The 22,077-nt window shown below is 66.8% G+C and carries 23 protein-coding genes; 16 read left to right on the plus strand and 7 right to left on the minus strand.

Features of this window, described 5'->3' with window-relative positions; genetic code table 11:
* The first annotated feature begins 33 nt into the window (after positions 1 to 33).
* On the plus strand, positions 34 to 1,740 hold the full coding sequence (locus ACOAMO_RS09550) for an ABC transporter family substrate-binding protein (protein WP_420174565.1): 1,707 nt from the start codon (positions 34 to 36) through the stop codon (positions 1,738 to 1,740).
* A gap of 107 nt (positions 1,741 to 1,847) precedes the next feature.
* Here the strand turns inward: ACOAMO_RS09550 and ACOAMO_RS09555 are convergent, their stop codons facing one another.
* The 6 genes from ACOAMO_RS09555 to ACOAMO_RS09580 all read right to left on the minus strand — a co-directional run bounded on the left by ACOAMO_RS09555 (position 1,848) and on the right by ACOAMO_RS09580 (position 8,127).
* Complete coding sequence (locus tag ACOAMO_RS09555) at positions 1,848 to 2,423, minus strand: PH domain-containing protein (RefSeq protein ID WP_420174566.1); 576 nt, start codon at positions 2,421 to 2,423, stop codon at positions 1,848 to 1,850.
* A 17-nt stretch (positions 2,424 to 2,440) separates the two neighbouring features.
* Positions 2,441 to 3,451 (minus strand): ABC transporter ATP-binding protein, encoded by a 1,011-nt coding sequence (locus tag ACOAMO_RS09560; RefSeq protein ID WP_420174567.1) that lies wholly within the window; start codon positions 3,449 to 3,451, stop codon positions 2,441 to 2,443.
* A complete protein-coding gene (locus tag ACOAMO_RS09565) occupies positions 3,444 to 4,505 on the minus strand; it encodes an ABC transporter ATP-binding protein (RefSeq protein ID WP_420174568.1) in 1,062 nt (353 codons plus the stop codon). The genes ACOAMO_RS09560 and ACOAMO_RS09565 overlap by 8 nt, the downstream gene beginning before the upstream one ends.
* Before the next feature lie 4 nt (positions 4,506 to 4,509).
* Entirely contained in the window at positions 4,510 to 5,472 is a 963-nt protein-coding gene (locus ACOAMO_RS09570) for an ABC transporter permease (protein WP_420174569.1), read from the minus strand.
* Entirely contained in the window at positions 5,465 to 6,394 is a 930-nt protein-coding gene (locus ACOAMO_RS09575) for an ABC transporter permease (RefSeq protein WP_420174570.1), read from the minus strand. Before ACOAMO_RS09575 ends, ACOAMO_RS09570 begins: the two co-directional genes overlap by 8 nt.
* 98 nt (positions 6,395 to 6,492) lie before the next feature.
* Positions 6,493 to 8,127, minus strand: a complete 1,635-nt coding sequence (locus tag ACOAMO_RS09580; RefSeq protein ID WP_420174571.1) for a peptide ABC transporter substrate-binding protein — start codon at positions 8,125 to 8,127, stop codon at positions 6,493 to 6,495.
* 347 nt (positions 8,128 to 8,474) lie between these two features.
* On the opposite strand from ACOAMO_RS09580, the gene secY reads away from it, so the two are divergent.
* From secY to ACOAMO_RS09610, 6 genes are all read left to right on the plus strand, one after another.
* Positions 8,475 to 9,791 carry a preprotein translocase subunit SecY gene (gene secY / locus ACOAMO_RS09585; protein WP_420174572.1) on the plus strand — a complete coding sequence of 439 codons (1,317 nt, stop codon included), beginning with the start codon at positions 8,475 to 8,477 and terminating at the stop codon, positions 9,789 to 9,791.
* Positions 9,788 to 10,363 carry an adenylate kinase gene (locus tag ACOAMO_RS09590; protein ID WP_420174573.1) on the plus strand — a complete coding sequence of 192 codons (576 nt, stop codon included), beginning with the start codon at positions 9,788 to 9,790 and terminating at the stop codon, positions 10,361 to 10,363. The genes secY and ACOAMO_RS09590 overlap by 4 nt, the downstream gene beginning before the upstream one ends.
* Entirely contained in the window at positions 10,363 to 11,202 is an 840-nt protein-coding gene (gene map / locus ACOAMO_RS09595; RefSeq protein WP_420177007.1) for a type I methionyl aminopeptidase, read from the plus strand. Before ACOAMO_RS09590 ends, map begins: the two co-directional genes overlap by 1 nt.
* Positions 11,203 to 11,293: 91 nt before the next feature.
* Positions 11,294 to 13,000, plus strand: coding sequence for a formate--tetrahydrofolate ligase (locus ACOAMO_RS09600; protein ID WP_420174574.1), 1,707 nt, complete (start codon positions 11,294 to 11,296; stop codon positions 12,998 to 13,000).
* 45 nt (positions 13,001 to 13,045) lie between these two features.
* Positions 13,046 to 15,148, plus strand: a complete 2,103-nt coding sequence (locus ACOAMO_RS09605; protein WP_420174575.1) for a prolyl oligopeptidase family serine peptidase — start codon at positions 13,046 to 13,048, stop codon at positions 15,146 to 15,148.
* A 9-nt stretch (positions 15,149 to 15,157) separates the two neighbouring features.
* A complete protein-coding gene (locus tag ACOAMO_RS09610; protein WP_420174576.1) occupies positions 15,158 to 15,526 on the plus strand; it encodes a DUF1707 SHOCT-like domain-containing protein in 369 nt (122 codons plus the stop codon).
* A gap of 96 nt (positions 15,527 to 15,622) precedes the next feature.
* Here the strand turns inward: ACOAMO_RS09610 and ACOAMO_RS09615 are convergent, their stop codons facing one another.
* Entirely contained in the window at positions 15,623 to 15,910 is a 288-nt protein-coding gene (locus ACOAMO_RS09615; RefSeq protein WP_420174577.1) for a YciI family protein, read from the minus strand.
* Between the two features lie 154 nt (positions 15,911 to 16,064).
* Between ACOAMO_RS09615 and infA the strand changes: the two genes are divergently transcribed.
* The 9 genes from infA (at position 16,065) to ACOAMO_RS09660 (ending at position 22,041) form a co-directional block, all read left to right on the plus strand.
* A complete protein-coding gene (infA, locus tag ACOAMO_RS09620; protein WP_094763903.1) occupies positions 16,065 to 16,286 on the plus strand; it encodes a translation initiation factor IF-1 in 222 nt (73 codons plus the stop codon).
* A 101-nt stretch (positions 16,287 to 16,387) separates the two neighbouring features.
* Complete coding sequence (gene rpmJ / locus ACOAMO_RS09625; protein ID WP_002514836.1) at positions 16,388 to 16,501, plus strand: 50S ribosomal protein L36; 114 nt, start codon at positions 16,388 to 16,390, stop codon at positions 16,499 to 16,501.
* Between the two features lie 328 nt (positions 16,502 to 16,829).
* Positions 16,830 to 17,204, plus strand: coding sequence for a 30S ribosomal protein S13 (gene rpsM, locus ACOAMO_RS09630; RefSeq protein ID WP_420174578.1), 375 nt, complete (start codon positions 16,830 to 16,832; stop codon positions 17,202 to 17,204).
* Positions 17,205 to 17,251: 47 nt separating this feature from the next.
* A complete protein-coding gene (gene rpsK / locus ACOAMO_RS09635; RefSeq protein WP_420174579.1) occupies positions 17,252 to 17,659 on the plus strand; it encodes a 30S ribosomal protein S11 in 408 nt (135 codons plus the stop codon).
* A 47-nt stretch (positions 17,660 to 17,706) separates the two neighbouring features.
* The gene (rpsD, locus tag ACOAMO_RS09640; RefSeq protein ID WP_420174580.1) at positions 17,707 to 18,312 is read left to right on the plus strand and encodes a 30S ribosomal protein S4; all 606 of its coding nucleotides are present in this window, start codon (positions 17,707 to 17,709) and stop codon (positions 18,310 to 18,312) included.
* 255 nt (positions 18,313 to 18,567) lie between these two features.
* Positions 18,568 to 19,590 carry a DNA-directed RNA polymerase subunit alpha gene (locus ACOAMO_RS09645; RefSeq protein WP_420174581.1) on the plus strand — a complete coding sequence of 341 codons (1,023 nt, stop codon included), beginning with the start codon at positions 18,568 to 18,570 and terminating at the stop codon, positions 19,588 to 19,590.
* A 33-nt stretch (positions 19,591 to 19,623) separates the two neighbouring features.
* A complete protein-coding gene (gene rplQ / locus ACOAMO_RS09650; RefSeq protein ID WP_420174582.1) occupies positions 19,624 to 20,166 on the plus strand; it encodes a 50S ribosomal protein L17 in 543 nt (180 codons plus the stop codon).
* A gap of 100 nt (positions 20,167 to 20,266) precedes the next feature.
* The gene (locus tag ACOAMO_RS09655; protein WP_420177008.1) at positions 20,267 to 21,430 is read left to right on the plus strand and encodes a glycosyltransferase; all 1,164 of its coding nucleotides are present in this window, start codon (positions 20,267 to 20,269) and stop codon (positions 21,428 to 21,430) included.
* The gene (locus ACOAMO_RS09660; RefSeq protein ID WP_420174583.1) at positions 21,430 to 22,041 is read left to right on the plus strand and encodes a hypothetical protein; all 612 of its coding nucleotides are present in this window, start codon (positions 21,430 to 21,432) and stop codon (positions 22,039 to 22,041) included. The genes ACOAMO_RS09655 and ACOAMO_RS09660 overlap by 1 nt, the downstream gene beginning before the upstream one ends.
* Positions 22,042 to 22,077: the final 36 nt, after the last annotated feature.

The following is a 22,077-nucleotide window of genomic DNA, read 5'->3' on the forward strand; positions in this document are numbered from 1 at the left end:
TGGTCGGCGTCCTCGAGCATCTCGGAGGTCATTGTGCGCAAGTCCGCATCCGCGGTCGCCTTCCTCGCCGTGGGAGCCCTGGCTTTCTCGGCCTGCGGCGCCCCCAAGTCCAGCAGCGGCAGCGGCTCGGGCGGTGACCAGGGCCCGTCCCTGGCCGCCCTGAACGAAAAGCCGCGTGAGGAGCTGAAGGAAGGCGGCTCGATGCGCGTGGCGATCAGCTTCCTGCCTCCGGACTGGAACCCGAACAGCATCGACGGCAATGGCGTTGACAATGACACCATCAGCCAGTTCACGATGCCGGTGAACTTCCTGTACAACGAGGATGCCTCGATCGAGCCCTACAAGCCCTTCCTGGACAGCTACGACGTGCAGGAGGCCAAGGACGGCAAGGGCCAGGTGGTCACCCTGCACCTGAACCCCGATGCCAAGTGGAATTCCGGCCGCACCATCGACTGGACCGACTACGAGGCCACCTGGAAGGCCAACAACGGCTCGAACCCCGAGTTCAAGCCGGCGACCACCGATGGCTTCACCGAGATCGCCAGCGTTGCCAAGGGCGAGAAGGACACCGACGTGGTGGTCACCTTCAAGTCCTCCTACCCGGACTGGTCGGCCGTGCTGAGCGGTGTGCTGCCCAAGGAGGGCGTGGCCACCCCCGACCTGTACAACAAGGGCTGGACCACCTACAAGGACGAGTGGCGCTCCGGCCCCTTCGCCTTCAGCAAGCTGGACAAGGCCCAGAAGATGGTGACCTTCAAGCGCAACCCGAAGTGGTGGGGTGACAAGCCGCTGCTGGACACCGTCAGCTTCCGCCAGTTGGAGTCGCCGGCCGATGTGAACGCCTTTGCCAACAATGAGATCGACGTCGTCGAGACCATGATCAATGCGACGGCCGTGAACACCGCCAAGAAGCGTTCCGATGCCGACATCCGCGCCGCCGGCTCGCGTCAGTGGCGTCACTTCACCTTCAACACCAAGTCGGGCAACCTGCAGGACAAGAATGTCCGCCAGGCGATCGTCAAGGCGACCAACCGTGAGGCCATCACCAAGTCGGACCTGGTGGGTCTGCCGGTCAATCCCTCCGAGCTGATGCTGGGCAACCACTTCTTCATGCCCGGCCAGGACGGCTACCAGGACAATTCCGGCGACTTCAAGTACGACGTCGAGGCCGCCAAGAAGCAGCTGGAGGAGGCCGGCTGGAAGCTGCCCTCCGGCAAGACCATCCGTGAGAAGGACGGCAAGCCGCTGGTGGTGAAGTACAGCATGCTCACCGGCGTGCCCACCTCCGAGAACGAGGGCAAGCTGCTGCAGAAGGACCTGGCCGCAGTGGGCATCGATCTGAAGTTCGTGAACATCGCGCCCGATGACATGAGCAAGAACCTGCGCGCCCACAGCTTCGAGATCATGGCCTTCACCTGGCAGGGCACCCCCTACCCGATGAACAACATCCGCCAGATCTACGGTGCCAAGACCGCGGGCTCCCAGGATCCCTCGGAGTCGAACTACGCCCAGCTGGTCGATCCCGAGATCGAGAAGCTGATCCCGCAGGTCGACACCGAGGCCGACGAGAAGAAGCGGGCCGAGCTGACGAACCAGGTGGACAAGATCATCTGGGACCAGGTGCACACCCTGCCGATCTACCGTCGCGTGGGTTACACCGCTGCACCCAAGACGCTGGCCAACTACGGGTCGGCAACCTTCAAGACGCTGCCCAAGGAGAACATCGGCTACGTCAAGTGATCACGGGCGGGATCTGTCCCGCGTGAGCTCTGGAGCAGGGGGCTGGGCCATGGGCCCGGCCCCCTGCCGCGCTTGTCACAGGTTCTGGCGGTCACAGGTTCTGGCGATCACAGCAGGGTGGCGCCGCAACCCAGCACCAGCCCCACCAACAGTGCGATGCGCGCCCAGTGCACGCTCGTGACGCGCTCGGGTTCGTCCTGGGAGTCGTTGCGCCGCAGCCGTGCCTCCTCGGCCACCATCAGCTCGGCGGCGCGGGCGTCCAGGTCCAGGTGCAGGGCCGGGGCGTCGGCCCGTGAGGGCTGCAGGTCACGCTGCGCCTCGGCACGACCCTGGGAAAGCGAGGCGCCGCTTCGCGCGGGAGCTGCCCAGGCCTTGTGGGAGCGCCCTTCGGCCTCGACCACCAGTCCCCAGTGGTTGCGCACCCCGGTGATGGCATGCCAAGCAATGTCGTGCCGCAGCAGGGGGTTGTCGATCCGCAGCCGTTGGTGCCCGAGCACCACCCTGGGGGAGGACCACAGCAGCCAGCAGGCCAGCGCCACCAGCGCCAGCCAGGGCAGCGCCCGCAAGGCCGCCACCGGGCCACCGAGTGCGGCCTCCAAGACCAACAGGCCACAGGCCAGGGCGAGGGCCACCAGACTGCCCACCCGACCCAGGGAGGATTGGACGATCACCACCGGACGCATGGCCCCATTCTGCCCTCTCAGACGGTGGGGACCACCTGACGCGCCTCGGCATGGTGGCAGGCGCTGTCATGCTCTCCCACCCCGTCGGCGTGGGGCTCCAGGGTGGGGGAGACTTCACGGCACAGGTCGGTGGCCTTCCAACAGCGGGTGTGGAAGCGGCACCCGGACGGCGGGTTCGCGGGGCTCGGGACGTCACCGGTGAGCACGATCTGTTCACGCTTGCCGCGCAGCAATGGGTCGGGCAGCGGCACCGCGGAGAGCAGGGCCTGGGTGTAGGGGTGGGTGGGGGTCTCGTAGATCTGCTGCTCGTCACCCACTTCCACCACGGTTCCCAGGTACATCACACCCACCCGGTCGGAGATGTGGCGGACCACGGCCAGGTCATGGGCGATGAAGACATAGGCCAGACCGAGCTCGTCCTGCAGCTTCTCCAACAGGTTGACCACCTGGGCCTGCACCGAGACGTCCAGCGCGCTGACCGGTTCGTCGCAGATCAAGACCTTGGGGTTGAGCGCGATGCCCCGGGCGATTCCGATGCGCTGGCGTTGGCCCCCGGAGAACTGGTGCGGGTAGCGATTGATGTGCTCCGGGTTCAGTCCCACCTGCTCCAGGAGCTCTTGCACCCGGCGTCGGCGCCCGGCCTTCCCCACGGCGTCGGGATGGATCTCGAAGGCCTCCCCGATGATGTCACCCACGGTCATGCGTGGATTCAACGAGGTGTAGGGATCCTGGAAGACGATCTGGATGTCACGGCGCAGCCGTCGCAGCGCGGCCCCGGACTTGTCGTGCATGCTCTGGCCCTGGAAGGTGATGCTGCCCTCCGTCGGGTCCTCCAGGCGCATCAGCAGGCGGCCCAGGGTCGACTTGCCACAGCCGGATTCGCCGACGATGCCCAGCGTCTCGCCGGGGTACAGGTCCAGGTCGACGCCGTCGACCGCCTTGACGTGACCCACGGTGCGCCGGATCACGCCGTCCTTGATGGGGTAGTGCTTCTTCAGTCCGCGCGCGGACAGGATGGGTTCAGCCATTGAAGACCTCCTGGGCGAAGTGGCAGGCACTGGCACGCTCGGGCGAGGCGGCCGGATCGGGGATCGGCAGCAGGGCCGGCGGTTCACCCGCACGGCACTGGGGGGCCGCCAGCGGGCAACGCGGATGGAAGGCGCAGCCCTGTGGCATGGCCAGCAGGTTGGGCGGCAGCCCACCGATGGCCTGCAGCGTGCCTCCCTTCTGGTCGAGCCGGGGGATCGAATCGATCAGGCCGCGCGTGTAGGGGTGCCCCGGCCGGGCGTAGATGTCGTGCACGTCGGCGGTCTCCACCATCCGACCGGCGTACATCACGTTGATCCGGTCGGCGACGTCGGCCACCACGCCCAGGTCATGCGTGATCAGGATCATGCCCATGCCCGACTCGTCCTGCAACTGCTTCAGCAGGTCCATGATCTGGGCCTGCACGGTCACGTCGAGCGCCGTGGTGGGCTCGTCGGCGATCAGCACCTCGGGTTCCAAGGCGATGGCCATCGCGATCATGATGCGCTGGCGCATGCCCCCACTGAACTGGTGCGGGTAGGCCTTGGCGCGGTCCTTGGCACCGGGGATCTGCACGCGCTCCATCAGACGCACCGCCTCCTGCAGCGCATCCGACTTGTTCATGCCTCGGTGCACCCGGAACATCTCGGCGATCTGCCAGCCCACCGGGAAGACCGGGTTGAGCGAGCTGAGGGCGTCCTGGAAGATCATCGACAGCAGCGGTCCGCGGGTGGCGCGACGTTGCTTCTCGGGCAACTTCAACAGGTCGACCCCGCGGTAGACCACCTTGCCTGCCGTGACGAAACCGGGGGGCGAGTCGATGATGCCCATCACTGCCTGGGCGGTGACGGACTTGCCGGAGCCCGACTCGCCCAGGATGGCCAACGTCTCGCCCTGGTCCAGGTGGAAGTCGACGCCGTTGATGGCTCGGGCCACGCCCTGACGTGTCCGGAACTCGACGTGCAGGTCTTCGACGCGCAGCAGGGATCCGCCCCAGTCGAAGCCGATCCGGTCGACCCCGATGCTGATCGGCTTGTTCGGTGTTGGTGCATTCATGGTCTCACCGCAACTTCGGGTCGAGGGCGTCGCGGATGACCTCGCCCAGCAGGATGAATGCCAGGACGGTCAGCGACAGGAACAGGGACGGGAAGGCCAGCATCCACGGAGCCGACTGGATGTAGCCCAGTCCGGAGGCCTCACTGATGGCGATGCCCCAGCTGATGACCGGGGGCCGCAGCCCGATGCCCAGGAAGCTGAGGGTCGCCTCGACGGCGATGTAGGAACCCAGGTTGATCGTGGCCACCACCAGGACCGCGGCCATCGCATTGGGCAGGATGTGCCGGGTGATGATGCGCCAGGGGCTGGCACCCAGGGCACGGGCCGCCTGGACGTATTCATTGGGCTTGACCTGCAGCACCGACGAGCGCATGAGGCGCGCGATGCTGGGCCAGCCGAGCACCACCAGTGCCGCCACCACCTTGGCGACGACCACCAGGTAGGGGGTGTCCGAGGTGCTGGGGAAGGAGTAGAGGATCACGATGCCGCCCAGCAGCAGGGGGATGGCGAAGAAGACCTCACCCAGGCGGGAGAGCAGGGTGTCGACCCACCCTCCGGAATATCCGGCGATGATGCCGATCAGACCGCCCAGCAGGGTGGTCCCCAAGGTGGTGAACAGTCCCACCAGGATCGAGGACCGGGCCCCGAAGATGGTGCGGGCATAGACATCGCAGCCCTGCAGGTCGGTGCCGAACCAGTGGCTGCCGCTGGGGGCTTCACGGGCGATCTGCAGGTCACAGGCATAGGGGTCGGTGCGCGTGAACAGGCCGGGTGCGACGGCCATCGCCACCAGCACCAGGATCAGCACCATGGAGAACCAGAACAGCGGGTTGCTGCGCATCTCGAGCCAGGCATCGCTCCACAAGGAGTTGCCCCTGTCGGGCTGCCCGGCAGGCTGCTCGTCGACGGCCAGAGCCGTCTCGGTGATTGCCTCGGACTGCGGCGGAAGGTTGGTGTACTCAGTCATGGGCGATCCTCGGGTCGAGCACGCTGTAGAGGATGTCGACGATCAGGTTCATCAACAGGTACACCAGCACCAGGCAGGTGACCGCACCGACGACGGAGATGCCGTCGCGCTGGTTGATGGAACGGAAGATGAAACCGCCGATCCCGTTGATGTTGAAGATGCGTTCGGTGACGATGGCGCCACCCATCAGGGCCCCGAAGTCGTAACCCATGAAGGTGATCACCGGGATCAGTGAATTGCGCAGTGCGTGCACGCTGATGGTGCGGCCATGGGTGAGGCCCTTGGCGCGAGCGGTGCGCACGTAGTCGGCACGCAGGTTCTCCACCAGGTTGGTGCGGGTCAGGCGGGCGACGTAGGCCACCGACAGCGATCCCAGGACCAGACCGGGCAGGATCAACTGTTGCAGGGTGCCCTGGCTCGCGGTCACCGGGAAGACGTCGTTCAGGCCGGCCTTGAGGACGCCGAACTGGCCCATGCTGCCGATGACGAAGACGGGGATCGAGATGACCACCAGCGTCGAGACGGTCACCAGGTTGTCGATGAAGCGGCCCTTGCGGATACCGGCCAGTACACCGGCGGCAATGCCGATGACGGCCTCGAAGAGCAGGGCGATCAGGGCCAGCTTGACCGTGGTGGGGTAACGCACGGCGAGTTCCGAGGCCACGGTGTTCTGGTAGAAGTTCACGCCCAGGTCACCCTGGGCCAGCTTGCCCAGGTACAGGGCGTACTGCACCAGCAGGGGCTTGTCGAGGTTGTACTCGGCCTTGAAGGCCTCGATGTAGGCGGGGGTGCAGTCGCGTTCACCGCAGCGACCCACCCAGGGGTCGCCCGGCAGTGCGAAGACCATCAGGTAGAGCAGGAAGGTGGCACCGATCACCACCGGGATCATCTGCACCAGGCGGCGCAGGATGTATTTCAGCATCTGGCACTTCTCCTCACGCACCACACGATGCGGTGGTGCACCGGGACGAGCCGGCGCACCACCGCATCGTGGATGTCAAGATCGCGGTTCTGGACGGGTCACTTGACGCTGATGGCACTCAGGTCGAGAGTGCCGAAGGGGGTCACCTTCACATTGGTCACCTTGCTGGACCAGGCGACGGGGGTGGCAGCGCTCCACAACGGCGTGACCGGCATGCCCTCGGCCAGCATCGCCTCGGCCTCCTGGTAGAGCTTGTTGGCCTCGTCCGGGGTCTTGGCGGCGGCCGCCTCGGCCAGCTTCTTGTCGAAGGCCGGGTTGTCGTACTTGGCGTCGTTCGAGGCCGCGTTCTTGGTGTAGAGCGGGGTCAGGAAGTTCTCGATGGACGGGTAGTCCATCTGCCACCCGCTGCGGTGGGCGCCCTTGAGCTCGCCCGCCTTGATCTGGGTGCGCAGCGTCTTGAAGTCGGGCGTGGTGTTGACCTGGCAGTTCATGCCCAGGTTGCTCTTGAGCTGGTTGCAGACGGCATCGGCCCACAGCTTGTGGCCACCGTCGCCGTTCACCGAGATCTGGAAGACGCCCTTGTAGCCACCGGCGGCCTCGTAGGCCTTCTTGGCCGCAGCCTTGTCGAAGGTGCAGGCATCGCCGCAGGCGCCGGCCTTGTAGCCGTCGACGACGGGGGAGACCCAGCCGTCAGCGGGGGTGCGGGTACCGTTGAAGACCTTCTCGGTGATGGTCTTGCGGTCGATCGCCTGGCTGATCGCCTTGCGGAGCTCGACATTCTTGAGCTGCTCGTCGTTCGGGGTGAAGGTCAGGGTCTGGTGCACGCCCGACTCACGCACGGTGGTGCGGTCCTCGCCCAGCTGCGCCTTCCACTGGTCGCCGGCCAGCTGGTCGGAGGGAATGATGTCGGTGAAGTCGAGCTGGTCGGCGACCACCTCGGTGTAGGCGGCGGCCGCGTCGTTGTAGATGCGGTAGGTCACCTTGTCGACGTTCGCGGCGAAGTCACCGGTGTACTCCGGATTCTTCTCCATGACGATCTCGGTGGCGGTGTTGTCGGTCACCATGAACGGCCCGGCGCCGATCGGCTTCTTGCCGAAGTCAGTCGACTTGGGATCCTTGAAGAAGGCCTCGGGCTGCGGCACGAAGGCCGAGTAGCCCAGGCGCACCGGCAGGTTCGAGACCGGCTCGCTGGTGGTGATGGTGAAGGTGGTGTCGTCGACCACCTTCAGGCCGCTCATCTTGTCGGCCTTCGGCTTGGTCTTGCACTCCTCGTCGGCGCACTGCAGGTCGGCGAAGCCGGCCACCGGCTCGAAGAAGTAGCCGTTCTGGTGGCCGTTGGGGGCGTAGGCAGCGTAGTTCCACGCGTCGACGAAGCTCTTGGAGGTCACCGGGGTGCCGTCGGAGAACTTCCGGTCGGCCTTGAGCTTGACGGTGAAGACCTTGTTGTCGTCGGTCTCGATGGACTCCGCCAGGTCCATCTCGGGCTCGGCGGTCTCGGAGTTGTAGCGCACCAGCTTGGAGGTGACGGCGTCGATGACGTTGCCTCCACAGACTTCGGTGGTGTTGGAGCCGATCAGCGGGTTCTCGGGAGTGCAGCCGCGGATGACGATCTCTCCGCCGGACTTGGCAGCGCCACCATCGGCGGCCTTGTCGTCGGAAGAGCTGCCGCCACAGGCGCTCGCCACGAGGGCGAGGCTGGCCATGGCAACTGCGAGGGTGCGAGGTGCTCGCATTGAAGCCTCCTGGTCATGGGGCGCGGGGCCCCTGGGACATGTTTGTGCCCGCCGTCAGGAGCTCGGGACGGACTGGGCAGGTGGCCAAAAGCTACCGGCCATCCCCGCCGCTGGGAATGGGGTGTCGCAGGGTGACACACGATCGTTATCTTTCGATCACTGGAGTACTTGGGGAGCGGATCCGCCGGAGGCGCCACCGAGGGGCGGGAGGCCGCTGGCGGGGAATGTGGGGAAGTGCACTGCAGTTGATAGGCTGGCGCGGCTACCGTCTTGGGCGGGAGCATGCCCCGATACTCGGGTCCCGCCACCGGTGGGACGCGCAGAACGATCGAAGAGAGATCCCCGCAATGCTTTCAGCCTTTGCAAACGCGTTCAGGTCGCCGGACCTTCGCAAGAAGATCCTGTTCACCCTGTTCATCCTTGCCGTCTTCCGGCTGGGGTCCACGGTGCCGACGCCCAATGTGAACGTGGTGCGCATCGACGAGTGCCGTCGACTGGCGGAGGACGGGGCCAATGCCGGTCTGTACTCGATCATCAACCTGTTCTCGGGTGGCGCCCTGCTGCAGCTGTCGATCTTCGCGCTGGGCATCATGCCCTACATCACCAGCTCGATCATCCTGCAGCTGCTGACCGTGGTCATCCCGCGCCTGGAGACCCTGAAGAAGGAAGGGGCCTCCGGCCAGCAGAAGATCACCCAGTACACGCGCTACCTGACGATCGTGCTGGCCGTGCTGAATGCCACCGCCTTCGTGACGATGGCACGCAACGGGCAGCTCTTCCAGGGCTGCGAGGGAATCATGTACGACGAGGGGATCTTCCCCGTCGTCGTGATGATCCTCACGATGACCGCGGGCACCGGAATCATCATGTGGATGGGCGAGCTGGTCACCGATCGGGGCATCGGCAACGGCATGTCCATCATGATCTTCACCCAGATCGCGGCCCAGTTCCCCGCGGCGCTGTGGAGCATCAAGCAGTCGCGCGAAGGCGCCAATGCCTGGCTCATCTTCGGCCTGGTGCTGCTGATCGGCCTGCTGGTGATGGCGGGCATCATCTTCGTGGAGCAGGCGCAGCGGCGCATCCCGGTGCAGTACGCCAAGCGCATGGTGGGCCGACGGCTGATCGGCGGCACCAGCACCTACATCCCGCTCAAGGTGAACCAGGCTGGCGTGATCCCCGTGATCTTCGCCTCCTCGATGCTCTACCTGCCGGTGCTCTTCGCCACCTTCCAGCCGGAGAGCCGGGTGGGCAAGTGGATCAATGCCAACTTCACCGGGCAGGGGGGCGGCAGCCAGCCGTTGTACAACGCCGCCTTCTTCCTGCTCATCATCGGCTTCACCTACTTCTACGTGGCCATCACCTTCGATCCGGTCGAGATCAGTGACAACATGAAGAAGTACGGTGGCTTCATCCCGGGCATCCGCGCGGGCAAGCCCACCGAGGACTACCTGGCCTACGTGCTGTCGCGGCTGACCGCACCGGGCTCGCTGTACCTGGCGCTGATCTCGCTGATTCCCACGATCGCGTTCATCACGCTGGGTGCATCACAGGACTTCCCCTTCGGTGGCACCTCCATCCTCATCATCGTTGGTGTGGCCCTCGACACCGTGAAGCAGATCGAGAGCCAGCTCCAGCAACGCAACTACGAAGGATTCCTCAAGTGAGACTGCTCATCATGGGCGCCCCGGGCGCCGGCAAGGGTACCCAGGCCAAGCTCATCGCCAACCACTACCGGATCCCGGCCATCTCGACCGGTGCCATCTTCCGCGCGAACATCGCGGCCAAGACCCCGCTGGGGATGCGGGTGCAGCAGCTCATCAGCGCTGGCGAGTTCGTGCCGGACGTCATCACGACCGCGGTGGTGGCGAAGCGCCTGCTGGAGAACGACGCCCTGGACGGCTGGCTGCTCGACGGCTACCCCCGCACCACCGACCAGGTGGAGGCTCTGGACATCATCCTCGAGGACCAGCGCCAGCACTTCGACTGCGTGCTCTCGCTCGAGGTGGACCCCGAGGTGCTGGTGGAGCGCCTGGTCAAGCGTGCCGAGATCGAGGGCCGCGCCGACGACAACGAGGAGACCATCCGTCGTCGCATGGAGGTCTATCGCGAGGAGACCGAGCCGCTGATGAACATCTACCGGGAGCGTGGCCTGCTGGTGAGCGTCGACGGGCAGGGCAGCGTCGACGAGGTTGCCGAGCGGATCTTCGCCGCGATCGACGCCACCGTCGACAAGTGATGTTCGGTCGCGGGATCGAGCTGAAGAAGCCCGAACAGATCATCAAGATGCGCCGCGCCGGCCTGGTGGTGGCGCGCATCCACGAGGAGTTCGCCAAGGCCGTCACGCCGGGTGTCACCACCGGGGAGCTCGACGCCCTGGCGCGTGAGCTGTTGGCCCAGGAGGGTGCCACCTCGAACTTCCTCAATTACGGCGCCGACATGGGCTACCCGCCCTACCCGGGCGTGGCCTGCATCTCGGTGAACGAGGTGGTGGTGCACGGCATCCCGGATGAGCGTCGGCTTGAGGACGGGGACATCGTCTCCATCGACTTCGGCGCGATCGTCGACGGCTGGCACGGCGATGCCGCGCGCACCTTCATGGTGGGCGACGTGGCGCAGCAGGCGCGAGACCTGAGCGAGCACACCCGCGAGTCCATGTGGGACGGTTTCGCGGCGGCCCGCCTGGGCGGCCGCATCGGCGACATCTCGCATGCCATCGAGAAGAGCCTGCTCGCGCGCGGCCGTGACTACGGCATCATCCGGGAATACACCGGCCACGGCATCGGCACCGCGATGCACCAGCCGCCGGACGTCCCCAACTACGGCAAGCCCGGGCGCGGCCCCAAGGTAGTGGAGGGCCTGGTGCTGGCCATCGAGCCGATGGTCACCCTGGGCACCGAGGACACCGCCACGCTGGACGACGAATGGACGGTGGTCACCACCGACGGCTCCTGGGCTGCGCACTGGGAGAACACCGTGACCGTCACCAAGCAGGGCCTGTGGGTCCTCACCGAGCTCGACGGCGGCGAGGCGGAGCTCAAGGCACGGGGGATTCCCTTCGGCCCGTTGGCCGACTGAGCGAGGAAGACGCCCGCGTGGCCGGTTTGGCGACATGACCTGTCGCCGTCCGGCTTCACGGCGCCATCTTTGGTGGTGTTGACTTGGTCTCGTGACGAAGCAGCCACTGCCCAGCGACCTTGACATCGCGCGTGCGGCGCGCTTGGCCCCCATCGAGGAGGTGGCCCGAGCCGCCGGCATCGAGGCGCGCCACCTGGAGCACTACGGACGTCATGTCGCCAAGGTGCGGCCGGGCGTGGCCGAGGAGCTCGACGAGCGTCCCGACGCGAAGTACGTGGTGGTCACGGCCCTGACCCCCACGCCGCTGGGGGAGGGCAAGACCACCACGGCCGTGGGGCTGGCCCAAGGGCTTGCGCTGCTCGGCAAGCGATCGATGCTCGCGCTGCGGCAGCCATCCCTGGGCCCCACCTTCGGGGTGAAGGGCGGGGCCGCGGGGGCGGGCTACTCCCAGGTGGTGCCGATGGAGACCCTGAACCTGCACCTGACCGGGGACTTCCACGCCATCACGGCGGCGCACGACCTGTTGGCCGCCATGGTGGACAACCACCTGCACCACGGCAACGAGTTGGGGATCGACCCCCATTCGATCAGCTGGCGCCGGGTGATCGACATGAATGATCGCGCGCTGCGCAATGTCGTCGTCGGCCTGGGCGCTCGGCTGGATGGTGTGCCGCGCCAGAGCGGATTCGACATCACCGCGGCGAGCGAGGTGGGCGTCTGCCTCTCACTGGCCACCTCCCTGCACGACCTGCGCGAGCGGCTCGGCCGGATCGTGGTCGGCTACACGCGCGAGCGGCGCCCGGTGACCGCCGAGGACCTCAAGGCGGCCGGCGCGATGACCGTCATCATGCGGGAGGCGATCAAGCCCAACCTGATGCAGACCATCGAGAACACGCCGGTGCTGGTGCACGCCGGGCCCTTCGGCAACATCGCCACCGGAAACTCGTCGGTGATCGCCGACCAGGTGGGCATGAAGACCAGCGACTACCTGCTCACCGAGGCCGGTTTCGGCGCCGACATGGGCGCCGAGCGCTTCTTCAACGTCAAGTGCCGGGTCTCAGGGCTGCACCCCGATGCCGCCGTCCTGGTCACCACCGTGCGGGCGCTCAAGGCTCATTCCGGGCGCTTCAAGGTGGTGGCCGGAAAGCCCCTGCCGCCCGAGATGCTGCAGGACAGCGCCGAGGACGTGCGCGCGGGCGCCGACAACCTGCGCAAGCACATCGAGATCGTGCGCAGCTTCGGGGTGGCCCCGGTGGTCGCGGTCAACGTCTTCCCCACCGACCACGACGACGAGATCGAGGAGGTGCGACGGATCGCCCGCGAGGCCGGGGCGCGGGTGGCGGCCTCCACCCACGTGATGGACGGCGGCAATGGCGCTCTGGAGCTGGCCCGGGTGGTGCAGGAGGCCTGCCAGGACCAGACCCATTTCACCTTCACCTATCGGGACGAGGACTCGATCCACACGAAGCTGGAGAAGGTGGCCACCGGTGTCTACGGGGCTGACGGGGTGGAGCTGTCCGCCCAGGCCCGCAGGGACATCGCCTTGTTCGAGGAACTCGGGTACGGGCAGCTGCCGGTGGTCATCGCCAAGACCCATTTGTCGATCTCGCACGATCCGTCGCTGCGGGGCGCCCCGACCGGCTGGACCCTGCCCGTTCGTGAGGTCAGGCTGGCGGCCGGTGCCGGTTACGTCTATGCCATCTGCGGCGAGATGCGCACCATGCCGGGCCTGGGCAAGCACCCGGCGGCCGAACGGATCGACATCGACGAGGCCGGCAACATCGTCGGGCTCTTCTGACGCGGGGCCCGGTGCCGCGCAACCCGGCTCGGTAGGGTGAGGCGCATGTCACACAGTGCACCCGCCACTTCGATGGACGACCTCGTCGAAGAGCTCCACGGGAAGAAGATCGCCGACCCCTACCGCTGGTTGGAGGACGTCGACACGCAGCGCACCCGTGACTGGGTGCGTGCCCAGCGCGCGCACACCGACGCCGAGCTGGCGGCGCTGCCGCACCGCGAATGGTTCCAGCAGACCATGGATCGGATCACCCAACGGCCGGTCTGGTCGACCCCGTGGTGCTCCAACGGGCTTTACCTGCAGGCCCGCCGCGAGGGCGACCAGTTGCAGCAGGTGCTCTACGTGGCCGACAGCCTGGCCGAACTGCAGGCCGGCGGTCGGGTGCTGGCCGACCCGAATGCCTGGAGTGAGGACGGCACCGCCTCCCTCGCCTTCGTCAGTGTCAGTCCCGACGCGAGCCTGGTGGCCCTGGGCCGCAGCGACGCCGGATCCGACTGGACCACCGTGCAACTGGTGGACTCCCACGGAGTGCCGGTCGACGATGCCGTGGTCACCACCCGGTTCGCCACCGCGCTGTGGCTGCCCGATTCCCGCAGCTATGTGTACAGCGCCTATCCGCAGGCGGGTAGGGCCGACGGCACCGAGACCAAGGCCCTGCCTGCAGCGCACCTGATGCTGCACCGGGTGGGCGAGGCGGTCGAGGAGGACGAGGAGCTCTTCGACTTCGAGGCCGACCCGGGCCTGTTGCCGTGGCTGGTGCTCAGCGACGACGACCAGTGGCTGGTGGCCCACGTCTCGCGTGGCACTGCCCGCGCCAACCAGCTGTGGCTCTTTCACCTGATGGACCAGGACGGTCGTAGCACCGTCGGGCAGCGGGTGGAGGTCTTCAACGCCGAGGAGGCCGCTTGGGAATACCTGGGCACCGCACACGGCGAGATCTACCTGCTGACCGACGATGATGCCGCGAACTCCCGGATCGTCGCCCTGGACGAGCAGGACTGGTCCTTGCGCGAGGTGGTGCCCGAAGGCGCAGACCCGATCGTCCAGGCCGTGCTCACCAAGACGGGACTGGTGGTGGAGACCCTGCACGATGCGGCCCCGGTGGTGCGGCGGCACGACTTCCACGGCGCCCAGCAGGGCACGGTGGAGGTGGATGGGGGCGCCCTGGTGGCGCTGCGTGGCCGAGCCACCAGCAGCGAGGTCTTCCTGGGCCTCAGCACGATCACCGAGCCGGTGGTCTCCTGGCGACTGGATGCCGCCACGGGGGAGCTGCACCAACTGGCCGGGGCGCAGGATGACTGGCAGGCCCCGGCATTCCAGGTGGAGCGGTGCCACGCCACCAGCAAGGACGGCACCTCGGTGCCCTACTGGTTGGTGCGGCCGGAGGCGGCACCGACGGATCGGCCGCGGCCCACGATGGTGTACGGCTATGGCGGTTTCGACGTTCCCGTCCAGGCCGACTTCCGGTCGATCTGGCCGGGCTGGTTGGCCGCCGGGGGAGCGATCGCGATCGCCAACCTGCGTGGCGGCGGTGAGTTCGGCCGGGACTGGTATGACCAGGGCCGGCAGGCGCACAAGCAGAACTGCTTCGATGACGTCATCGCGGTGGCGGAGGACCTGGTGGAAACGGGCGTGACCAGCAGCGCCCAGCTGGCCATCCACGGCAAGAGCAATGGTGGCCTGTTGGTGGGAGCGGCCATCACGCAGCGCCCCGAGCTCTTCGCCGCGGCCCTGCCGCACGTCGGAGTGCTCGACGCCCTGAGATTCCACCGCTTCACCATCGGCGCGGCCTGGATCAGTGACTACGGTGATCCGGACGATCCGCAGGACTTCGCACGGATCCTGGAATGGTCGCCCCTGCACAATGTGCGCGAGGGAACCGAGTACCCCGCCACCCTGGTCTTCACCAGTGACCACGACGACCGGGTGGTGCCGGCCCACTCCTACAAGTTCGCCGCGGCGCTGCAGCGGGCCCAGGCGGGGACGGCGCCGGTGCTGGTGCGCATCGAGGAGTCGACCGGACACGGCCTGGCGAGCAAGCCACCGGCCGTGGCGGCCCGCGAGGCGGCCGACCTGCTGGCCTTCGCCGCGCACCACACCGGACTGGTGCCGCCGCAGGATGCCGGCGACGGTTCGCGGTCCGACTAGTCTGGAACCGTGAGCAACCTGCCGATCTCGTCGAAGTACCGCAGCCAGCCCCACCGTGAGGTGGACGAGGCCGAGCGTGAAGACCTCACGCGGCGGCTCAACGATGCCTTCACCAAGGGAGACGTCGACGGCGACACCTATCGAACGATGCTCGACCAGCTGTACTCGGCCCAGACGCTGGGTGAGCTGGTGCCGGTGGTGGAGCACCTGCCGGTCAAGAGCACGCACGCCGAGCCGACGATGGTGCGTCAGCAGACGAATACCGCCCCGGGCGAGCTCGCCCCGGCAGGCATGAACGCGAAGACCGCCCAGCGGATCGGTGTGGCGCTGGGCGGTCTGGGCTTGTTGCTGATTCTGGTGCTGGCCGTGCTGCTCTGACCCTCGACAAGCTCGGGCACCGGTGGCCGAGCCTGTCGTTGGCCGAGCCTGTCGAAGCCTGCCGGTTCGTTGGCCGAGCCTGTCGAGGTCAGGGCCTCAGCGGGCGAGGATCCCCAGGACGGGATTCCACTCCACGATTCGGGCATCGGCGACCAGGCCGAGCTGCTGGAAGGGATCCTCGGCGAGCATCTGGCGCAACTGGTCGACAGACTCCGCGGAGAAGACCAGCAGCGCCTGGGCGGGGGAGGTCTCGAGCAGGGGGCCGGAGGCCACCAGATGGCCGCTTTCCACCAGGGTCGCCAGGTAGGCGCGATGGTTGGGGCGGTGCTCGTCGAGCTGCTCCGGGGCGTCGGTGTAGGTGTAGGTGACTGCAAAGTGGGCCATGCCGGGAGCCTACCGCCGTCCGTGGGGCATGCGAAGGCCGATTTTGCAGGCGCTGGGGCTCTGGCGTAAAGTGGTGTGTCGGTCACCTGTGTCCAGGCGATCGTTCGTACCCGCGTCCAGCAACGGCCGGGTCCAGTCCAACAGATTGAGAGTAATGGCCAAGAAAGAGGGAGCCCTCGAACTCGAGGGAACGGTGGTCGAGTCCCTGCCGAACGCGATGTTCCGCGTCGAGCTCGTGAACGGTCACAAGGTTCTCGCCACGATCAGCGGCAAGATGCGGCAGCACTACATCCGCATCCTTCCGTCCGACCGAGTCGTCGTCGAGCTGTCCCCCTACGACCTGACTCGCGGACGCATCGTCTACCGCCACAAGTGATCACCGGACGACCTCGTCGTCCAGCAGACACATCCACCACCAGAACCGGGCACCGCTGTGCGCAGCGCCACCCGGTTCGATGATCCGAAAGAGACTCTCGAATGAAGGTTCAGCCGAGCGTCAAGAAGATCTGCGACAAGTGCAAGGTGATTCGCCGGCACGGTCGCGTGATGGTGATCTGCGACAACCCGCGCCACAAGCAGCGCCAGGGCTGACCAGCCAGGCAATGCCGCCCCGAAGGCCATCCGGCCCGACGGGCAATGGGCGGTGACTCGCAGAACATCGCAGGTGCTTGGTCACCCACCGTCACGACGGTGAACCACCTGCCAGACAACTCAACAACGTGACGCAAGGCCGGAGATGAATACCGGTCACACCCCTGGGCGAAGGCCAGGGCCCCGACGATGACCACGAGTCATCACAAGGCATCGGGGACGCGTCACGCCACACACCTTCGCGGCCCACGACCAAGCTCCACAACCCGCTGGAAACGGGGGAGCCCCCTCACCGGGATCGGGTCGAAATTTGAAAGGTAACCGCCTGATGGCACGCCTCCTCGGTGTCGACCTCCCGCGCGAAAAGCGCCTGGAGGTTGCACTCACCTACATCTTCGGCATTGGCAAGACCCGTGCCCAGGAAACCCTGGAAGCCACTGGAATCAGTGGCGACCTTCGTGTCCACACCCTCACCGACGACCAGCTGGTTGCCCTGCGCGACCACATCGAGGCCAACTACGAGACTGAAGGTGACCTCCGCCGCGAGGTTGCTGCCGACATCCGTCGCAAGATCGAGATCGGCACCTACCAGGGTCGCCGCCACCGCTCCGGCATGCCGGTCCGTGGTCAGCGCACCCGCACCAACGCTCGTACCCGCAAGGGCAAGAAGAAGGCCGTCGCCGGCAAGAAGAAGACGCGCTGACCCTTCGGTTGGTGCTGACACGACAGACTCCAGGAGAAAACTGACCCATGGCTACTGCAGGCCGTAAGGGCGCCGCCAAGACCAAGGTGCGCCGCAAGGAAAAGAAGAATGTGGTCGCCGGACAGGCCCACATCAAGAGCACGTTCAACAACACGATCATCGCCATCACCGATCCCACCGGTGCTGTGATCTCGTGGGCCTCCGCCGGCACCGTCGGCTTCAAGGGCTCGCGCAAGTCGACCCCCTTCGCCGCCCAGATGGCCGCCGAGTCGGCTGGCCGTCGTGCGATGGACCACGGCATGAAGCGCGTTGACGTCTTCGTCAAGGGCCCCGGCTCCGGCCGTGAGACCGCCATCCGTTCGCTGGGAGCCATCGGGCTCGAGGTCGGCGCCATTGCCGACGTCACCCCGGTTCCGCACAACGGCTGCCGTCCGCCCAAGCGTCGTCGCGTCTGATCCGACCGCGAAGACTCCCCGAGAACACAGAAAAGGACTGATCACACATGGCCCGTTACACCGGACCCATGACCAAGAAGTCCCGTCGCTACGGGACTGACCTGGTCGGCAACGACAAGGCATTCGAGAAGCGTCCCTACCCGCCCGGCGTGCATGGCCGTGGCCGGACCAAGGACTCCGAGTACTCGCTGCAGCTGCGCGAGAAGCAGAAGGCCCGCTACGCCTACGGCGTGCTGGAGAAGCAGTTCCGTCGCTACTACGCCGAGGCCGACCGCGTGCCCGGCAAGACCGGTGACATGCTGCTGCAGATCCTCGAGAGCCGTCTGGACAACGTCATCTACCGCGCTGGCTTCGCCTCGACCCGTCGTCAGGCCCGTCAGCTGGTGGTGCACGGTCACTTCCTGGTCAATGGCCAGAAGGTGAACATTCCCAGCTTCCGCGTCAGCCAGTACGACGTCATCGACGTCCGCCCCAAGTCCATGGACCTGCACCCGCTGGTGGTGGCCCGTGAGACCCACGGCGAGCGCGAGGTTCCCGCCTGGATGGACGTGCGTCCCAACAAGATGCGCATCCTGATCCACCAGCTCCCGACCCGTGAGCAGATCGTGGTGGACGTCCAGGAGCAGATGATCGTCGAGCTCTACTCGAAGTAAGGTTTCCTCGGTTTCCGTCGGATTGTCCGGGCGGCGCTCGGCCAACCACCCTCCTCGCAAGCTCGGAGGGGGCCAGGCCCATCCGCGGCCTCGCCGCCGCCCGGAGCAAGCCGACGGAAACCGCACCTCGCTTCTCTGCACAACTTCTGGATTTTTCGCGCATCGAGCGCGAAAAACCCTTTCCGCGCCATCTCGCACTGGGTGGCGCACCACATGGTCCTCATATAGCGGGGGACCTTGAACGAAGGAAAGTACATGCTCATCGCACAGCGTCCGACCCTGTCGGAAGAAGTGATCGGCGACTACCGCTCGCGCTTCATCATCGAGCCGCTGGAGCCCGGCTTCGGCTACACCCTCGGCAACTCGCTGCGTCGCACCCTGCTGTCGTCCATCCCGGGCGCGGCCGTGACCAGCATCAAGATCGAGGGCAACCAGCACGAGTTCTCGACCCTGGAAGGGGTTGTCGAGGACGTCACCGAACTGATCCTCAACCTCAAGGGTCTGGTCCTGTCCTCCGAGGAGGACGAGCCCGTCACCATGTACCTGCGCAAGCAGGGCGCCGGTGAGGTCACCGCCGCCGACATCCAGCCGCCGGCCGGTGTGGAGATCCACAACCCGGAGCTGCACATCGCGACGCTGAACGACAACGGCAAGCTCGAACTCGAGCTCGTCGTGGAGCGGGGCCGTGGCTACGTCTCCAGCACCCTGAACGACAACCCGGACGCCGAGATCGGCCGCATCGCGGTGGACTCGATCTACAGCCCCGTGCTGAAGGTCACCTACAAGGTCGAGGCAACCCGTGTCGAGCAGCGCACCGACTTCGACAAGCTGATCGTCGACGTCGAGACCAAGCCGGCCATCCGTCCCCGCGACGCCGTGGCCTCCGCTGGCCGCACCCTGGTGGAGCTCTTCGGCCTGGCCCGTGAGCTCAACCTGGAGGCCGAGGGCGTCGAGATCGGCCCGTCGCCCGTCGACGAGCAGCTGGCCCAGGACCTGGCCCTGCCGGTCGAGGACCTGAACCTGACGGTTCGTTCCTACAACTGCCTCAAGCGCGAGGGCATCCACACCGTGGGTGAGCTGGTCTCGCGCAGCGAGCAGGACCTGTTGGACATCCGCAACTTCGGCTCCAAGTCGATCGACGAGGTCAAGCTGAAGCTGCACGAGATGGGCCTTGCGCTGAAGGACTCCGCTCCCGGTTTCGATCCGCTGCAGGCAGCGGATCGCTTCGAGGACGAGGCCGAGGGCGAAGAGGACTACGCCGAGACCGAGCAGTACTGACCGCTCTGCTGACCAAGAATCTGGAGAACTGACATGCCTACACCCACCAAGGGACCCCGCATCGGCGGCAGCCCGACGCACGAGCGGATCATCCTGGCCAACCTGGCCAGCCAGCTGTTCGAGCACGGCCGCGTCACCACCACCGAGACCAAGGCCAAGCGCGTTCGCCCGCTGGCCGAGAAGCTCATCAGCAAGGCCAAGCGCGGCGACCTGCACAACCGCCGTCAGGTGCTGAAGACCATCACCGACCAGGGCGTCGTGCACACCCTGTTCACCGAGATCGCCCCGGCCATGGCCGAGCGCGAGGGTGGCTACACCCGCATCACCAAGATCGGCAACCGCAAGGGCGACAACGCCCCCATGGCCGTGATCGAGCTGGTGACCGAGGCCGTCGTGAAGAAGGCTTCCACCTCCAAGGCCGCCAAGGCCGAGGACGTGAAGGCCGACATCGCCAAGGCCAACCAGGCCGAGGAGGCCCCCACTGAGGAGGTCAAGACCGAGGAGGCTCCCGTCGAGGAGACTCCCGCCGAGGAGACCACCGAGGCCCCGGCCGAGGAGACCGCTGACAAGGCCTGACCCTTGAAGCATTGGACGGGGCGTCCCACCGCAAGGTGGGGCGCCCCGTTTGCCGTACCCGGAGCCGGACGGGCAGACCGGCCACCCCGGTAGGCTCGGGATCATGACATTGCGGATCGCCCAACTCGCCAACTTCGTCGGACCAGTCTCCGGGGGGATGCGCGTGGCGATCGAAGAGCTCGGCAAGGGCTACGTGGCGGCCGGTCACGAGCGCATCCTGGTGATCCCGGGGGAGCGCGACACCACCGCGGAGACCGACAACGGCATCGTCGTGCAGGTGCGGGCGCCCAGGATCTCGCGCGACTACCGAATGATCGCCAGGCCCTGGCGGGCCCTGGAGGTCCTGGACCGCTTCCGCCCCACCTCGATCGAGGTCAGTGACAAGTGGACGCTCTCGCCGGCAGCGCGCTGGGCCAGCAGGCGCGGCATCGGCTCGGTGCTGTTCAGCCACGAACGCTTGGACGACATGCTCTCGGGCTGGGTTCGTGCCCAGTTCGGCGTCGAGACGGCTGTGGGCGCACTCAACCGGCGACTGGTCAAGGAATTCGACGCCGTGGTGGTCACCTCCGCCTATGCCGCCGAGGAGTTCGCAGACCTGGATGCCAACCTGTGGCGGGTGCCGCTGGGCGTCGACCTAGCGACCTTCAATCCGGGCATCGGCCAACCATCCGAGGACGGTCTGGTGAAGCTGTGCTACGTCGGACGGATGAGCCACGAGAAGAATCCCGAGCTGGCCGTCGCCGCGGCCGTCGAGCTGCACCGGCGCGGCGTGCCCATCCAGCTCAACATGTACGGCGTCGGCCCCGACCTGGAGAAGATGCGGGTGCAGGCCGGTGATGCCCCCGTCGTCTTCCACGGCTTCGTGAAGGGTCGCGACGAGGTGGCCCGACGCTTTGCCGCCAGCGACATCTCCCTGTCCGTGTGCCCCTCCGAGACCTTCGGGCTGGCCGTGCTCGAGGCCCTGGCCTGCGGTACCCCGGTGGTCACCTCCAACCGGGGCGGGGCCCACGAGCTGGTGGACGCCACCAGCGGCGAGTACGGCAGCCCCGACGCCGTCGGCATCGCCGATGCCATCGAACGGCTGATGGCCCGGCTCGGTCCGCAGCTGCGTCAGGCAGCCCGGGCACGAGCCGAGCAGTACACCTGGCAGGCCAGCGTCGACAAGATGCTGCGCCTGCACGAAGACCTGGCCCATCAAGTGCCCAACCGTCCCGTGCGACGGTCGGGCTTTCGTCCCCGCACCAACGGATCAAAGGATCAGTGATGAGCAAGCGCACCCTTCTGCTGGCCGGGGCGGCCGTCCTTGCTGCCCCTGCGGTGATCACCGCACCCCGCAGTGCCAGTGAGCGTCCGGCAAGCACCGTGGAGGAGATCGTCGAGACCTGCCGCAGGAGCGGCCGACAAGGCTGGGAACTGGTGGACGAGGCCACCCGGGCGGTGCACGCCGCCTACACGCACCACTCGCTGTGGCACCTGTGGGAGACGCCACAGGTCTCGCTGCAGCGCGGCCGGGGATGGTCGGCCCAGTACAACGGGGCGTTGGCACAGGTCCTGGCGCGGCTGGGATTCGAGGTCCACGAGGTGCACGCTTCCCGCGTGCGTGGGCTGGGCCGCAATCCGTGGTGGCAGGCGGGGCACACCTGGCTTCGGGTCACCCACGAGGGACGCACGCTGGACGTGAGTGCCTCCTCGGCCCAGAACGAGGCCGGCAAGGTGAACTTCGTCCCCACCACCGTGGTTCGCCCCACCCGTCGATGGACACGCAGCGCCGTCTCCGCGGCCCTGGCCCCCGTGGTGGCGGTGCAGGCCTGGCGGCAGCTGCGCGGCGCCGAGGTGCCGCGCTGGTTGTACCGGGAGTTCGACGAGCCGCTGTGATCCCCGAATCCGCTGCATGAGCAAGGCCGTCACCGC

Source organism: Luteococcus struthionis (genome assembly GCF_048595755.1).
Lineage (GTDB): Bacteria > Actinomycetota > Actinomycetes > Propionibacteriales > Propionibacteriaceae > Luteococcus.

Bases quoted from the DNA above. Each gene is read 5' to 3' on its own strand.
- ACOAMO_RS09555 (WP_420174566.1), bottom strand. From the start codon at position 2,423: ATGCGTCCGGTGGTGATCGTCCAATCCTCCCTGGGTCGGGTGGGCAGT.
- ACOAMO_RS09560 (WP_420174567.1), bottom strand. From the start codon at position 3,451: ATGGCTGAACCCATCCTGTCCGCGCGCGGACTGAAGAAGCACTACCCC.
- ACOAMO_RS09565 (WP_420174568.1), bottom strand. From the start codon at position 4,505: ATGAATGCACCAACACCGAACAAGCCGATCAGCATCGGGGTCGACCGG.
- ACOAMO_RS09570 (WP_420174569.1), bottom strand. From the start codon at position 5,472: ATGACTGAGTACACCAACCTTCCGCCGCAGTCCGAGGCAATCACCGAG.
- ACOAMO_RS09575 (WP_420174570.1), bottom strand. From the start codon at position 6,394: ATGCTGAAATACATCCTGCGCCGCCTGGTGCAGATGATCCCGGTGGTG.
- ACOAMO_RS09580 (WP_420174571.1), bottom strand. From the start codon at position 8,127: ATGCGAGCACCTCGCACCCTCGCAGTTGCCATGGCCAGCCTCGCCCTC.
- secY (WP_420174572.1), top strand. From the start codon at position 8,475: ATGCTTTCAGCCTTTGCAAACGCGTTCAGGTCGCCGGACCTTCGCAAG.
- map (WP_420177007.1), top strand. From the start codon at position 10,363: ATGTTCGGTCGCGGGATCGAGCTGAAGAAGCCCGAACAGATCATCAAG.
- ACOAMO_RS09605 (WP_420174575.1), top strand. From the start codon at position 13,046: ATGTCACACAGTGCACCCGCCACTTCGATGGACGACCTCGTCGAAGAG.
- ACOAMO_RS09615 (WP_420174577.1), bottom strand. From the start codon at position 15,910: ATGGCCCACTTTGCAGTCACCTACACCTACACCGACGCCCCGGAGCAG.
- infA (WP_094763903.1), top strand. From the start codon at position 16,065: ATGGCCAAGAAAGAGGGAGCCCTCGAACTCGAGGGAACGGTGGTCGAG.
- rpmJ (WP_002514836.1), top strand. From the start codon at position 16,388: ATGAAGGTTCAGCCGAGCGTCAAGAAGATCTGCGACAAGTGCAAGGTG.
- rpsM (WP_420174578.1), top strand. From the start codon at position 16,830: ATGGCACGCCTCCTCGGTGTCGACCTCCCGCGCGAAAAGCGCCTGGAG.
- rpsK (WP_420174579.1), top strand. From the start codon at position 17,252: ATGGCTACTGCAGGCCGTAAGGGCGCCGCCAAGACCAAGGTGCGCCGC.
- rpsD (WP_420174580.1), top strand. From the start codon at position 17,707: ATGGCCCGTTACACCGGACCCATGACCAAGAAGTCCCGTCGCTACGGG.
- ACOAMO_RS09645 (WP_420174581.1), top strand. From the start codon at position 18,568: ATGCTCATCGCACAGCGTCCGACCCTGTCGGAAGAAGTGATCGGCGAC.
- rplQ (WP_420174582.1), top strand. From the start codon at position 19,624: ATGCCTACACCCACCAAGGGACCCCGCATCGGCGGCAGCCCGACGCAC.
- ACOAMO_RS09660 (WP_420174583.1), top strand. From the start codon at position 21,430: ATGAGCAAGCGCACCCTTCTGCTGGCCGGGGCGGCCGTCCTTGCTGCC.